The sequence below is a fragment of the Sinomonas sp. ASV486 genome (genome assembly GCF_030908215.1).
GTDB lineage: Bacteria > Actinomycetota > Actinomycetes > Actinomycetales > Micrococcaceae > Sinomonas > Sinomonas puerhi.
Genome location: NZ_JAVFJK010000005.1, coordinates 114,102 through 127,880, shown reverse-complemented (window position 1 = coordinate 127,880; position 13,779 = coordinate 114,102). Strand labels below are relative to the sequence as shown.

Annotated in this window: 11 protein-coding genes; 6 read left to right on the top strand and 5 right to left on the bottom strand. The window is 70.6% G+C overall.

Going from position 1 to position 13,779, the window contains the following annotated elements; all coding sequences use genetic code 11:
- The first annotated feature begins 29 nt into the window (after positions 1-29).
- From RBS60_RS08960 to RBS60_RS08950, 3 genes are all read left to right on the top strand, one after another.
- Positions 30-167 carry a hypothetical protein gene (locus tag RBS60_RS08960; protein WP_307957206.1) on the top strand — a complete coding sequence of 46 codons (138 nt, stop codon included), beginning with the start codon at positions 30-32 and terminating at the stop codon, positions 165-167.
- Between the two features lie 58 nt (positions 168-225).
- Positions 226-444 carry a hypothetical protein gene (locus RBS60_RS08955; RefSeq protein WP_307957205.1) on the top strand — a complete coding sequence of 73 codons (219 nt, stop codon included), beginning with the start codon at positions 226-228 and terminating at the stop codon, positions 442-444.
- A gap of 485 nt (positions 445-929) precedes the next feature.
- Positions 930-2,501, top strand: coding sequence for an HNH endonuclease (locus tag RBS60_RS08950; RefSeq protein ID WP_307957204.1), 1,572 nt, complete (start codon positions 930-932; stop codon positions 2,499-2,501).
- Between the two features lie 22 nt (positions 2,502-2,523).
- On the opposite strand, the gene RBS60_RS08945 is transcribed toward RBS60_RS08950, so the two are convergent.
- The 5 genes from RBS60_RS08945 to RBS60_RS08925 form a co-directional block, all read right to left on the bottom strand.
- Positions 2,524-4,395, bottom strand: coding sequence for an ABC-F family ATP-binding cassette domain-containing protein (locus RBS60_RS08945; protein ID WP_307957203.1), 1,872 nt, complete (start codon positions 4,393-4,395; stop codon positions 2,524-2,526).
- An 86-nt stretch (positions 4,396-4,481) separates the two neighbouring features.
- On the bottom strand, positions 4,482-5,447 hold the full coding sequence (locus RBS60_RS08940; protein ID WP_307957202.1) for a 4-(cytidine 5'-diphospho)-2-C-methyl-D-erythritol kinase: 966 nt from the start codon (positions 5,445-5,447) through the stop codon (positions 4,482-4,484).
- A 10-nt stretch (positions 5,448-5,457) separates the two neighbouring features.
- The gene (rsmA, locus tag RBS60_RS08935) at positions 5,458-6,351 is read right to left on the bottom strand and encodes a 16S rRNA (adenine(1518)-N(6)/adenine(1519)-N(6))-dimethyltransferase RsmA (protein ID WP_307957201.1); all 894 of its coding nucleotides are present in this window, start codon (positions 6,349-6,351) and stop codon (positions 5,458-5,460) included.
- A 50-nt stretch (positions 6,352-6,401) separates the two neighbouring features.
- Positions 6,402-7,574 carry a transglycosylase family protein gene (locus RBS60_RS08930; RefSeq protein ID WP_307957200.1) on the bottom strand — a complete coding sequence of 391 codons (1,173 nt, stop codon included), beginning with the start codon at positions 7,572-7,574 and terminating at the stop codon, positions 6,402-6,404.
- Between the two features lie 239 nt (positions 7,575-7,813).
- Positions 7,814-8,782 carry a TatD family hydrolase gene (locus tag RBS60_RS08925; protein ID WP_307957199.1) on the bottom strand — a complete coding sequence of 323 codons (969 nt, stop codon included), beginning with the start codon at positions 8,780-8,782 and terminating at the stop codon, positions 7,814-7,816.
- A gap of 99 nt (positions 8,783-8,881) precedes the next feature.
- Here RBS60_RS08925 and RBS60_RS08920 point away from each other — a divergent pair, with 99 nt between their 5' ends.
- Genes RBS60_RS08920 through RBS60_RS08910 form a run of 3 tightly spaced genes read left to right on the top strand, consistent with a single transcriptional unit; the run spans position 8,882 to position 13,656 of the window.
- Positions 8,882-9,940: a MoxR family ATPase gene (locus RBS60_RS08920; RefSeq protein WP_307957198.1), complete on the top strand. Its 1,059-nt coding sequence runs from the start codon at positions 8,882-8,884 to the stop codon at positions 9,938-9,940.
- Positions 9,941-9,949: 9 nt separating this feature from the next.
- Complete coding sequence (locus RBS60_RS08915) at positions 9,950-11,311, top strand: DUF58 domain-containing protein (RefSeq protein WP_307957197.1); 1,362 nt, start codon at positions 9,950-9,952, stop codon at positions 11,309-11,311.
- Complete coding sequence (locus RBS60_RS08910) at positions 11,308-13,656, top strand: transglutaminaseTgpA domain-containing protein (protein WP_307957196.1); 2,349 nt, start codon at positions 11,308-11,310, stop codon at positions 13,654-13,656. The genes RBS60_RS08915 and RBS60_RS08910 overlap by 4 nt, the downstream gene beginning before the upstream one ends.
- The last annotated feature ends 123 nt before the right edge of the window (positions 13,657-13,779 follow it).

The following is a 13,779-nucleotide window of genomic DNA, read 5'->3' as shown; positions in this document are numbered from 1 at the left end:
CCGGGCAAACCGACCGGATGCTGGCGCTGATGAGATTTTGGCCAGCGCGTCATTGCGCTCGGCTCCATGATCCGCACCGAGGGGTGACGCAGCTGCGCCGCCTCGCCGACCTGGGCTACCGGCACGAGCACTTCACCCAGCTCGGCTCGGACGTCCAGCGCACGTGAACATTCCGGCGGTCCACATGGCCGCCTCCCAGCTCACGCACCGCGACAGAATGGCAGTGTGGGCATCACAGCAGAGGACGTCCTCGGCCCAGTGCTGAAGGACATCGCAGCAACCGGGGCACCGATCCCAGCAACGCGGTTCAGCAGCTACGGCTCGACCGGTCTCTGGTCCGTGACCCTGACCGCCCGGGACGGGACAGGACAGGGGTTCGTCCTGGACCCCGCTGAACGACAAGAGTGCCTCATTGCCCGGACAGGCGATCAGGTGCAGGAGTAGGTGTTCGACCAGCTATGGGGTACCAGATCCACTAATTGGCGCCCTGCCCGCTCCACCTCCAGAACCACCCCCTCACGGCCAGCGTGGCCGACGGCAGGCCAGTCTGGACGTGCCCCTCCGGCAGAACCGTAATTGCCGAGATCGGGAGCCTCACCGCCAGCACGCCCGATGAGCGCGCATCGGAGCCAGGCCAATAGACCGCGCCGACGATCTCAAAGTGCTCTCGAACCCTGTCAACATCCGACGGGATAGCTGTGAGGACGCTTCTGGAACCTGCTGCAAACAATCAGGATACCTAACAGTTTTGTTCTAGCCCAACCCGACACAATCCATTGTCATTCGAACATAGTTTCGATAGACTCGTGTGAGGGGTTGAACCCAGCAGGTCATTGAACCGGCACGCGGCGCAATGTTCCTCGACTCGAGCGGGAGCGGGTGATGACATGGTCAGTCTTGCAGTACCAGAGGACGCACCACCTTCTCCGGTGAGCAATGAAGAACTCGGCGCATGGGCACGGCGGCTTTCCGCGCCCATCGTGGTCTCGGCCAACCTCACCGGAAGCTCCCAGCTGACCGCTTCTGCGCTTATCGACCGGGCCCAGCTGCTTGAGCACCTGTCATCGGCGCTTGCTGCCGAACAGGTACGGATCGCCGCGCAGTTCTCCGATATCTGCCTCGGTCGCGCGGACTCCGGTGACGATGACCGCCGCCACCTCCAGACGGTCGACCACGATCGGCGCGCCCGCGTGCGGTCGACGGGCGCCCAAATCGCCCTCGCCCGGAGGGCTGCGCCTTCCCAAGGAATGCGCATCGTCGAGTTGTCGGAGATCCTCGTCCGGGAGATGCCTCTGACGCTGAATGCCTTGGCAGAGGGCTCGCTGACAGAACATCGCGCCTTCGCAATCGCGGCTGCAACGCGCGGACTCGCGAGCAAAGACCGAGCCGACGTCGACAGGAAGCTCTGCTCGGAGCCCGGTCGACTTGCTCATCTCGGAGACCGGGCGGTCGAAGACGCGGCACGGCGCGTCGTCGAGGAAGTCGACCGCGGGGCCGCGGCGGAGCGGATACGGCGTGCTGAGGCCGACCGCCATATCTCAGTCCGCCGGCTGCCAGACGCCATGGCGAAGGTCACGGCGATCCTGCCCATCGCCGGGGCGATGGCAGTCCGGGAAGCGTTGGTGAGCGCGGCAGAGACGGCAAAGGCCGCAGGCGACGATCGATCGCTGGGGCAGTTGACAGCTGACACGCTCATCGAGCGCGCCACGGGCCTCGCCGATGGCGGCCGCATCCCGCTCCGGATTGGGCTGGTCATGACAGATCGCACGCTCCTCGCCGGAGGCGCCGAGCCAGCCGTTCTGCCGGGGTACGGCACAGTTCCCGCGGACTGGGCGCGCGAACTCGTGGCCCGTGTGCTGGGAGAACCTACGGCCGCGTCCGGCGAGCGTCCGCTCAGGGCCCGCGAGCGAGTCTGGCTCGAACGCCTCTTCACGGCCCCGGAGACAGGCCAGCTCGTCGCGATGGACTCCAAAGCCCGCCTGTTCCCGGCACCAATGGGCCGATTCCTGAGGCTGCGCGATGACCGGTGCCGCACGTCCTTCTGCGACGCGCAGGCACGACACCTCGACCACGTCGTCCCCGTCGCCGAGGGCGGCCCGACGACCCTCGAGAACGGCCAGTGCCTGTGTGCGTTCTGCAACCTGACCAAGGAGTCGCAGGGCTGGCAGCAAAGCGTCGTCGAGTCTGGCCCCGCGCCCGCATCGCCGGCGCTGGAAAGCCAGACACCGGGTGACCTCAGGCAGCACGGCGTGTGGGTAGAGGGCGCATTGCCACCTGCAATGCGGTCAATGGCCTGGATCGCATCGTGCCCGCAGACACGCAGGAGAATTGCTGACGGGCAGGCGTACAGGCCGCGTCCACATGCTGCCACGAGGGAGCGTCCGCGGGGCAACGCCAGACGGGACGCCTCGAAGACGCATCACACGGTAGAGACGAGGACGCCCACCGGCCACAGATACCGGTCGACGCCGCCGGGACTCCCCGGATCCCCTGGGCCGTAGGCCCAGGAGGACCGAAACACCCCTACGCCACGATCTCGGAGGCCTCAAGCCACGCCATCTCGAGCTCCTCCTTCTGCCCAAGGAGGTCCTGGAGCTGCGTATTGAGCTCGCCGACGCGGCCGTAGTCATCCGCGGAGGCGGCCATCTGGCCATGCAGCTTCTCCTCCTGCGCGGCCAGCTTGCCGAGCTGGCGTTCGATCCGGGAGAGCTCCTTGCGCGCCTCGCGCTTCTCGGCCTCGGTGTGCGGGGAGGAAGCCGCAGCCGGCGCGGCCGCGCCCACCGCCGCCGCACCCGGCTCCCCCACGGCCGCCGAGCCGCCAGCCGCAGGACCTGTCGAACCACCACTCGGCCTGTCGGCAGCAAGGGCCTCCTCGCGGAGTTTGAGGTACTGGTCGACGCCGCCGGGCAGCCCGCGGACCTTGCCGTCGCCGAGGAGGGCGAGCTGGTGGTCGGTGACGCGCTCGAGCAGGTAGCGGTCGTGGCTCACGACGACGAGCGTGCCGGGCCAGCCGTCGAGCACGTCTTCGACGGCGGCGAGGGTGTCGGTGTCGAGGTCGTTGGTGGGCTCATCGAGCATGAGCACGTTGGGCTCGCCGACGAGGAGCCGCAACAGCTGGAGCCGGCGCCGCTCACCGCCGGAGAGTTCGGACACCCGCGTCCACTGCTTCTCGTTCGTGAACCCGAGCTGCTCGACGAGCTGGCCCGCCGTGAGCTCCTTGCCCCCCACGGCAAAGGTCTGCTTCTCCCGCTGGATGACCTCGATGACGCGCAGGTCAGACACGTCGTCGAGCTCCTTGACGTCCTGGCTCAGAACTGCCGGCACCACGGTCTTGCCGCGCTTGACGCGGCCACTCGTCGGCGCGATGTCCCCCGAGAGGAGCCGCAGCAGCGTGGACTTGCCGGCACCGTTGACTCCCACGATCCCCACGCGCTCCCCTGGCGCGAGGCGGAGGGTGACGTTGTCGAGCAGAGGCTTCGCGGCAACGCCGGCCGCCGCGTCGGGCTCGAACGCGAGGGTGACGCCCTCGAGATCGATGACGTCCTTGCCGAGGCGCGCGGTGGCCATCTTCGAAAGGGCCACGGTGTCCCGCGGCTCTGGGACGTCCGAGATGAGCTCGTTCGCCGCGTCGATGCGGAACTTCGGCTTCGAGGTACGGGCCGGGGCGCCGCGGCGGAGCCACGCGAGCTCCTTCTTCATGAGGTTCTGGCGCTTCCCCTCGACGACGGCGGCCATCCGGTCCCGCTCGGCGCGTGCGAGGACGTACGCCGCGTAGCCGCCTTCGAAGGGATCGACGATCCCGTCATGGACCTCCCACGTATCGGTGCAGACCTCGTCGAGGAACCAGCGGTCGTGGGTGACGACGAGGAAGGCCCCCTCGGTCGGTCGCCAGCGGGTCTTGAGGTGCCGCGCGAGCCACGCGACCCCCTCGACGTCGAGGTGGTTCGTCGGCTCGTCGAGCATGATGACCTCGTGCGGCTCGATGAGCAGCTTGGCCAGTGCCACCCGCCGCTTCTGGCCGCCCGAGAGGGACGAGACCTGCGCGGTCCAGTCGACATCAGCGACGAGGCCGCCCATGATGTCGCGGATCTTGGGGTTGGAGGCCCACTCGTAGTCGGCCCGGTCCCCGACGATCGCCGCGCCGACCGTGAGGTCGCCGTCGAGCACGTCGCCCTGGTCGAGGAAGCCGACGTTGACGTCGCGGCGCTTGGTGACGCGCCCGGCGTCGGGCGTCAGTCGCTGGGCGAGGAGGCGCATGAGGGTGGACTTGCCGTCGCCGTTGCGGCCGACGACCCCGATGCGGGCGCCCTCATCGAGGCCCACCGTGACGCCGTCGAGCACGGTCCGCGTGCCGAAGGAGATGGTCAGGCTCTCGCCGCCGAGGAGATGTGCCACGGATCAGGATCCTCACTTAGGGGGCCCAGCCACACCGCGAAGACCGGCAGACCGGGAATTGGGACTACAGAAGCCTACCGCTGCGATCAGAGGACGGTGTCGCTCACGATCCTGGCTCCCGGCACCGGCCCGTGGACGGCCACGGCCTCGACGCCGCGATGCGCCAACTCCGCGGCGAGATCCTCGGCGGAGGCGGCGTCGGGCGCAAGCAGCGCGATGGTGGGCCCGGAGCCCGAGACGATCGAGGCGAGCGCACCGTGGGAGTCCGCCCAGCCGAGCGTGTCGCGCAGCTGCGGCGCGAGGCCGATCGCGGCGCGCTGGAGGTCGTTCACGAGCAGATGGGAGAGTCCGCCCGCATCGCCGGTGCGGAGGGCGGCGAGGATCGCGGGCTCGACGTCGATGGGCTCGGGCACAGCGATCCCTTCCTCGTCGCGGAGGCGGTCCAGCTCGGCGAACACGCGCGGCGTGCTGAGCCCGAAGTCGGCGGGCACGAGAACCCAGTCGAACCGGCTCGTCGCGAGCGCGGGCGAGAGCTGGTCCCCCACGCCGAGCCCGACGGCGGCGCCGCCCAGGAGTGCGAACGGCACGTCCGCTCCGAGCTCGGCCGCAACGTGCGCGAGCTCCTCCTTGGACAAGCCCGAGCCCCACAGTGCGTCACACGCGAGGAGCGCCGCCGCGGCGTCGGCCGATCCCCCACCCATTCCCCCGGCGACGGGTACACGCTTGGTGATCGTCAGGTGAACGCCGGTCGGGTCCTCGGTCATCTCGGCCATGAGACGGGCGGCCTTGACGGCCAGATTCCGCTCGTCGAGGGGTATCTCGAGCGCGTCGACGTCGAGCGTGCTGGCGGGGCTCAGGCTCACCGTGACACCCGTCCCGGGTGTGCTCGTGGCCGTGACCTCCTCGAAGAGCGACACCGCGAGGTACACGCTCGCCACCGAGTGGTATCCGTCGGGGCGGAGCGGACCGACCTGGAGCGAGACATTGACCTTGCCCGGGGCCCGGACCCTCACGGACCGTGGACGGCCGCCGGGGCCGGAAGGGGTGCGCATGGCTCCCACGCTAGCGGACCGCGCCCGTCTCCGCGGCCCCGGCCGCGGGGTCCTTGTGCTCAGCAATCCGCGCGAAGTCGGCGACGCCGAGCACCTCGCCCCGCGCCTGCGGGTCCACGCCGGCGGCATGCAGGATGCGCTCGGCCTCCGCCCCAGTGCCCGCCCATCCCGAGAGGGCCGCGCGCAGGGTCTTCCGCCGCTGCGCGAACGCCGCGTCGATGACCGCGAAGACCTCGCGGCGGGTCGCGCTCGTGGCGGGCGGCTCGGTCCGCACGAAGCCCACGAGCCCCGAGTGGATCTTGGGGGCGGGCCAGAAGACGTTCATCCCGATCACGCCGGCCTTGCGCATGGTGCCGTACCACGCGGCCTTGACGCTCGGCACGCCGTAGACCTTGGACCCGGGCTGCGCCGCGAGTCGGTCCGCCACCTCGTCCTGGACCATGACGAGCCCATGTCGGAGGCTCGGGAAATGCTCGAGCAGGTGCAGGACCACCGGCACGGCCACGTTGTACGGGAGATTCGCGACGACGGCGCTCGGCTCCCGGGGCAGCTCGGTGACCTTGAGCGCATCCGAGAGCACGAGATCGAAGCGCCCGACGGCGTCCGGTCGCCACCGCGCGACCGTCGCCGGCAGTCTGCCGGCCAGGACGGGGTCGATCTCGACGGCAACGACGCGCGCGGCCGCGTCCAGCAGGCCGAGCGTGAGCGAGCCGAGCCCGGGCCCCACCTCGAGGACGGTCTCGTCCGGATCGATCTTCGCGGCGGCCACGATGCGGCGGATCGTGTTGCCGTCGATCACGAAGTTCTGGCCGAGGGTCTTCGTGGGCCGGATCCCGAGTTCGTCCGCGAGGGCACGGATGTCGGCAGCGCCGAAGAGCGGGCGGGAACCGGGGGCGTCAGTCACCCGAGCATCCTACCGTCGCGGCCGGCCGGATCCGCCGGTACACCGTGTGCTCAGCCGCCGACGGCGGTCCGGCAGCCCCAGGGCGCGAGCCCAGCCTTGGCGTAGTAGGTGTTCGCCACGGCGATCTGCTGCTCGCGCGAGGCGAGCGAGGCGTTGGGGGCGTACTGGCCCCCACCGTTGGCCATCCACGAGGAAATGTCGAACTGGAGGCCACCGTAGTAGCCGTTGCCACTGTTGATCGACCAGTTGCCGCCGGATTCGCACTGGGCGATCTTGTCCCACATCGCGCCGTTCATGACGGCAGGGGCGGCCGCACCCGTGTTTGCACCGGCAGCCTTCGGCTTGGTGCCGACAAGGACCTTCTCGGTGATGGGTGCCTTCGTGGTTGTCTGGGAAACGAGGGTTCGCTGGGCCTCGCGGCCGTCCACGGTCACGAGCTGGTAGGTCTTGTCGACCGTGCCGTCTACGCCCGCCTGGACCACCTTGGTATCGCCCACCGTGAGGTCGGCGCTGTCGGTCTTCTCGGTGCTGTAGGGGAGAGGCTCGGAGACGGTCCTCGCGCCGGAGGTGTCCACGCGCGTGACCTTGAGGGCCATGTTCGCGACGATCGGCGCGCTGCGCGGGGCCGAGACACGGTCCGCGGTTCCCGGGGTGATCCCCAGCTCGGCGAGGAGGTCCGCGACGGTCGCGGCCGTCGTCGTGCGCGTGACGGGGTTGCCATCCACGATCACGGTGACGTCCTTGGCGGTTGTGATCTCGATGCGGGCGCCGTCGGAGTCGAGATGGGCCGAGCGGTCCAGGGAGACGAGCGCCGTGGAGGCGACGCCGAGCTGGCTCACGAGTCCGGCGACGTCGGGTGAGGTCGTGTCCACAATGCGCTGCGCGCCGTCGAGGTCCACGGTGACGCGCTTGGCGCGGCTCACGGTCACCACCGCGCCGTCGTCGACCGAGGCGTCAAGCGCTGGCGAGATCTGGTCTGCTCCTCCGAGCTCCACGGACGCGCTCTTCACGACCTGGTCGACGGTCGAGGCGAACGTCGTCACCGTGCTGGCCTGGCCGTCCACCGTGAGTGTGACGGTCTTTCCATTCGCGACAAAGGCCGTGGTCCCCAGTGCGAGGGCCGCTACGACGGCTGCCTGGCCCGCGATGCGGACGGGAGAGCGGCGGGCTGCCGGGTGCGTGGGGGCCAAGCGTGCTGCGCGGCGCGCGGAGTGTCTGCTCACAAGGGTCCGATCGTCGGTCCGTCCGGGTACGGATCGCCGCAGACACGGGCAGCCGTGACTCCGCTGGGGCGCACGACGGCGCACCAGCGGCATTGCTTCTGCCTCGCCCGGGGAGGGGCATGTGTCCGGCGGATCCCCCGACCCCGGCTATTGAACATCCACTGTAACCGAAACGTTATGTAGCGGCCAATCGGATCACGGATCGGCCACGTTGATGGCCCGCTCGCGGCCTTCCCGGCTCAGGTCCAGGACCCGTACGCCTCCTCGGTGTTCGCCGAGAGCCTCGAGCACAGCTCGGCGAGGTCGGCCCCGAGCACCTCGGCCATCGAGCGCACGGTGTACGGAACCATGTAGCTCGCGTTGGGCCGGCCACGGTACGGGTGCGGAGTGAGGAACGGCGAGTCGGTCTCGACGAGGATCCGAGACGGCTCTGCCATGGCGATGGCGCGTCGGAGGTTGTCGGCGTTCTTGAACGTGAAGGTGCCCGCGAAGGAGAGGAACCAGCCGTTCTCGTTGCAGGTCCGCGCGAGCTCCTCGTCCCCCGAGAAACAGTGCAAGACGACCTGCTCGGGTGCGCCCTCCTCGGTGAGGATGCGCACCACGTCGTCGTGCGCGTCGCGATCGTGGATCTGGAGCGTCTTGCCGAGCCGCTTCGCGAGGTCGATGTGCCAGCGGAAGGAGCTGTCCTGGACGGCGAGCGCATCGCCCTTTGAACGGAAGTAGTCGAGGCCTGTCTCGCCGATCGCCCGGACGCGGGGGTGCTGCGCGAGCTGCTCGATCTCGGCGTACGCCGCGTCGAGCTCCCCGCGAGCGGCATACAGCGGCGCGTCGTTGGGGTGGAGGGCGACGGCGCCCAGGAGCCTCGCGTCGATCTCGAGCGCCTCGACGGTGAAGCGCGAGGACGGAAGGTCGCAGCCCACCTGGACGGCTCGGTCCACGCCCACGGCGGCCGCGGCGTCGAGCGCCTCCTTGACGCCGACCTCGACGAGCCCATCCCGGAAGTTCAGGTGAGTGTGATTGTCCACGACGGGCACGGGCAGCGGCTCCGGCGCGGGCGGGTACTCGAGGCGCCGCCTGCGTCCGGACTCGTCGGTGGCCGCCCGGCGCCCGGCCGGGCTGTCCTCGGCGGAGCGGCCGGCGGCAGCGTCAGCGGCGTCGTCGGCCTCGTCAGCCCAGCGGTAGGCGGCAGGGGCATGGGCAGAACACATGGCCTCAACTCTAGTGCGCCCGTCCGCGAAGCCGCGGCAGCGGGTAACGTGGAGCTAGGCGTGACGAAGGGCACATTCCGGCGGGTCGGGAGGGGACACATGGATGGTCACGAGAACGGCACCGATCGGGCAACGGCGTCGGTGAGCCCCCTCCGCGCGCTCCACACCGCTGGTCGCCCCGAGCCCATGGACGCGGCACGCTTCAAAGCCACGTGCGAGCGGATCCTCGCATCGATCGGCACCGTCATCGACGGTCAGGCCGAGGCCGCTCGGCTCGCGCTGACCGTGCTCCTCGCCCAGGGCCACCTCTTGGTCGAGGACGTTCCCGGCGTGGGCAAGACCTTGCTCGCAAAGACCTTGGCCCGTTCGATCGACTGCTCGGTGAGCCGCATCCAGTTCACCCCGGACCTGCTTCCGAGCGACGTCACCGGCGTGTCGATCTACAACCAGGCCACGCGGCAATTCGAATTCCGGCCCGGCGCCGTGTTCGCCAACATCGTAATCGGCGACGAGATCAACCGCGCCTCGGCGAAGACCCAGTCGGCGCTGCTCGAGTGCATGGAGGAGCATCAGGTGACGGTGGACGGCACCTCCTACACCCTCGGGGAGCCGTTCATGGTGGTCGCCACGCAGAATCCGATCGAGATGGAGGGCACCTACCCCCTCCCCGAAGCCCAGCGGGACCGCTTCATGGCGCGCATCTCGATGGGCTATCCGGACGCGGCCGCCGAGGCTGAGATGCTCGAGGACCACCAGTCCGACTCCCCTCTGCTCAAGGTCGAGCCGGTCGCCGACGCCGCGGAAGTCCGCTCGATGATGGCGACCGTCAAGGATGTCTTCGTCTCCGCCCCGGTCAAGGAGTACACGGTGGCGCTGGGCAGGGCGACACGCTCAAGTGAACGCATCCGTCTCGGAGCCAGCCCGCGCGCTGTCCTCCAGCTGCTCCGCGCCGCCAAGGCCCGGGCTGCGCTCTCCGGGCGGGACTTCGTGCTGCCGGACGACGTCGCCGCGATGGCACCTGCGGTCTTCACCCACCGCCTCGTCCTGGACCGGCGTGCCGCCAGCAGCGGCCTCACCGCCCCCGCGGTCCTCAAGGCACTCGTGGATTCCGTACCAGTCCCGGCCGCGGGGGCACCCGCGGTGCGCCGCCGAGGATAGGGGCGGACCGTGGGCGAGGCGCCCCGGACCGATTGGCGGGGCACCCTCACTGCACGCGGCTGGGGCTTCGTGGCCGCGGCCGCCGTGGCTCTCATAGCTGCCCAGATCATGGGCCGCCGGGACCTCCTGCACCTTGCTGTCTTCCTCGCGCTCATCCCCACCGCGGCCTTCCTCTCCAACCTCCTGATCCGGCCGTCGATGACCGTGCGGCGCGAGCCCCGCCCCGAGGTCGTCGAGGCCGGGCAGCTCGCCGAGGTGGTGCTGGGACTGGCCCACAGCGGCCTCCTGTCCGGCCGGATGTCGATGGCGGAGCAGCTGCCCGATTCCCTCGGAACGGGCCCGTCGTTCGTCTACCCCGGGCGGTCGATCGCCCGCGATGGATCGAGCCACTACCGCTACGAGCTCGCGTGCCCGCGCCGCGGCGTCTTTGCCCTAGGCCCGGTCGAGGCGCGGCACACCGACCCGTTCGGCCTTGCCGAGCGCCACAGCCGGATCGGTTCGACGGCGCCGCTCACCGTCACGCCCGCCGCCGTGCCCCTCGCCACGTCCGTCCTCGCGGGGCTGCGCGGCGCCGAGGGCCCCATTGCCGCCCGCATCCAGTCGATGCCGAGCGACGACGACGTCATGACCCGCGAATACCGCCACGGCGATCCCATGCGCCGCGTCCACTGGGCCGCCACGGCCCGGCAGGGCGAGCTCATGGTCCGGCAGGAGGAATCGGCCGTCTCCCCCGAGGCGACGCTCGTCGTCGACCTGCGGCGCTCGGCCTTTCCCCAGCCGGGGCGCGACGACCTCGAGGGCCCAGACTCCCCCGCGTTCGAATGGGCGGTGACGGCTGTCATGTCCATAGCGTCACATCTCTCGGACCTCGGCTATGCCCTGCGGCTCCTCGAGCCGAGCGGCGGGCTGGCCCTGGCCCGCTCGGCATCCGCGCCGGAACCGGACCTCCCCGAATACTCCGGCCGCGACGGCCTCGCTATGGTCGCCGAGGGGCTCGCCGCCCTCACCCCACACGAGGCGTCCGCAGGTGAGGAAGGATTCAGCGACCGGCTCCTGGACCGGCTCGAGGGACACCGGCACCGCGGACCGATCGTGGCTGTGCTGGGGCGGACCACGCGAGCCGAGGCACTCCAGCTGGTCCAGGCCGCCGGCTTTGCCGAACGCGCTCTCGCTATCATCATCACGCCACGGACAGGATCCTCCCGCGAATCCATCGAGGCGTTGCGCGACGGCGGATGGCTCGCCGTCGAGGCGACGCCCCGCTCGTCGACCGCCCGCGTCTGGGCGGCTCTGACCGGGGACACCCCGACGCGGGGCCGGACCAACGAGGGAAGGATGACGGACGGCGGCGGAGAAAGGAGCTCGGCATGAGGCGCCGAGGTGCCCAGTGGCGGCACGTGCCGGCAGAGGTCTTCCTTGCCGTCGCGATCGGCGGCGGATCGGTCGGATATGGCGGCGTGCTGCGCGGCTGGACCTGGCTGTACCCCGTCCTCGTGGTAGTGGGCGCGGTCCTCGCCGGCACGACGCTGGCCCGCACGCTCCGCTGGCACCCTGTGCTCGTGGCTCTGGCCGGCCTCGTGGGCTGGACCGTCGGCATGGACTCGATGTTCTTCCGGGATACGAGCCTCCTCGGCGTCATTCCGACGGCGGACACGCTCGGGGCGGTCAAGGAGGCCTTGGACCAGGCCTGGCGCACGGTCGCGTTCGACGCCGTTCCCGCGTCTCCGAATATCGGCATCGTTGCACTCACCGCCGGTGCCCTCGGCCTCATTGCGCTCATCACTGAGACGATCGCCATCTCGTGCCGCATGCCCGCGGTCTCCGGGGTGGCGATCCTCGCCGTGCTCGTGGTCCCTGCGGTCCTCAAGCCGGAGAGCGTCGGGGCGGTCGGGTTCGCGGCGTCCGCGGCGGGGTACCTCGGCCTCCTCGCCACGGCGGGATCCGCAGAGCCTGCAGGGAAGAGCGCAGGCAGTGGCGCAGGCACGGGCGAGCGCACCGCGGCCGCGCTCTCCCCCGGACGCCTCGCCGTGCTCCTCGCCGCAGTGGTGGCCGGCGCCCTCGTCATCCCCCAGATCATCCCCGGGTTTGACCGAGGCACGTTCCCCGAAGGTGCCCGGCTCCACAGCATCGGCCAGAACGTGGGCCTGAACCCCCTCATCAGCCTCGGCAGCGACCTCCGCAGCTCCAACGCCCTGGGCGTCCTGAAGTACGCGACCAATTCGCCGACTCCGGTGTACCTGCGCACCGTGACGGTGGAGGACTTCAACGGCAGCACGTGGGGACCCGAGAACCACGACGACCAGCTCCAGCGGCCCATCACTCAGATCACGGACGGGACCGCCCCGACCGTGCCGTCGAACACGACGATCACCGTCATCACCACCGGCGACTTCACAAGCCCCTATCTGCCCGCCCCCTACGCCCCGCAGGCGCTCGACGGCGTGCGCGGCGACTTCGGGTGGGACCCGAGCGATCTGAGCGTCAAGGGCCAGCCGGCGTCCAGCCAAGACCAGCTCTACGCAGTCCGCTCGGCCATGCCGCAGCTCACGGCGGCGGCCCTCGGTGCGGCAGCGACGCGCCCGCGGGGCATCGACCTCATCGCGGCCGAGGTCCCCCGCGGCGTCCCCCAGAGCGTCCAGACAGCCGCCGAGCAGGTTACCAAGGGGGCTCAGACCAACTACGCGCGCGCGCTCGCGATCCAGACATGGCTGCGCACCTTCCAGTACTCCGAGAAGACCCCCGTCGAGGACGGATACGACGGGACAGGCATGGATGTGCTCGAGACGTTCCTGCAGAAGCGCTCCGGGTACTGCATCCACTTCGCCGCAGCGATGGCCGTCATGGCCCGCGTCGTCGGCATCCCGAGCAGGATCGCCGTGGGATTCGCCCCCGGGCACCCCACCGGCCAGACCGTCACGGTGCCGTCAGAAGGGGCGCTCCCCGAGTACCAGGTCGACGGCCGCGACGCGCACGCGTGGCCCGAACTGTACTTCCAGGGGCTCGGCTGGGTCCCCTTCGAACCCACCCCGTCCCGCGGCGTCCTCCCCTCGTACGCCTTCACCGACACCGCCGGGGCCAGCGGAAGCACCAATCTCGACAACCCCAACGACGGTCTCCGCGCCAATCAGAACGGCGAGACGTCCTCCCCCGCGCCCGTCGTGACCCCGCCGGCCGTGTCCGGTCCCGCCGAGCCCACGCCCTGGATCCCCGCGCTCTACGCGGCGCTGGGCGTGCTGGCCCTGGCCATCGTCGTCGCGCTCCCGGCAGGCGTCCGGGCAGCGCAGCGCCGGCGCCGGCTCAACCGCGGCCTGAGGGGGATCTGGGAAGAGCTCGAGGCGGTGGGGCTCGACCACGGCCTCGCTCCCGATCCTTCTGACACGCCGCGCACCTATGCGCACCGGCTCGGTGCGTGGGGCGCGGACGACGGCGGGCTGCATCGCGCGCTCGATACCCTCACCGCCGAATACGAGCGGCAGGAGTTCGGCCGCCCGGGCTATGAGGCCGACGAGGACGCAGCCCGCGCCGCCGTCACCGAGGTGCACCGCGCCGGGCGGCTCGCCCAGCGCCCCGTGCACCGCGCCCGCATCGCCGCGCTCCCGCCGTCGTCCTTCGCCTGGCTGCGGCGTGCCGCGACGCGACTGGCCCCCGCGGCCAGGGCTGCGGGGGCCAGGGTGCGCTCCATGGCGCGGCGCGCGTGGCGGCGGAAGAGGGACTAGCGCCCGTCAGACCGCGTAGGGATCCGCGATGCGGTGCTGTCCCTCCGCCCGCCGGGGTCGGGCATCGCCGTCAGACCGCGTAGGGATCCGCGATGCGGTGCTGTCCCTCCGCCCGCCGGGGTC

Coding starts and splice junctions, on each gene's coding strand:
- RBS60_RS08960 (WP_307957206.1), top strand. CDS start 30: ATGAGATTTTGGCCAGCGCGTCATTGCGCTCGGCTCCATGATCCGCAC.
- RBS60_RS08940 (WP_307957202.1), bottom strand. CDS start 5,447: ATGCGCACCCCTTCCGGCCCCGGCGGCCGTCCACGGTCCGTGAGGGTC.
- RBS60_RS08925 (WP_307957199.1), bottom strand. CDS start 8,782: ATGTGTTCTGCCCATGCCCCTGCCGCCTACCGCTGGGCTGACGAGGCC.
- RBS60_RS08920 (WP_307957198.1), top strand. CDS start 8,882: ATGGATGGTCACGAGAACGGCACCGATCGGGCAACGGCGTCGGTGAGC.
- RBS60_RS08910 (WP_307957196.1), top strand. CDS start 11,308: ATGAGGCGCCGAGGTGCCCAGTGGCGGCACGTGCCGGCAGAGGTCTTC.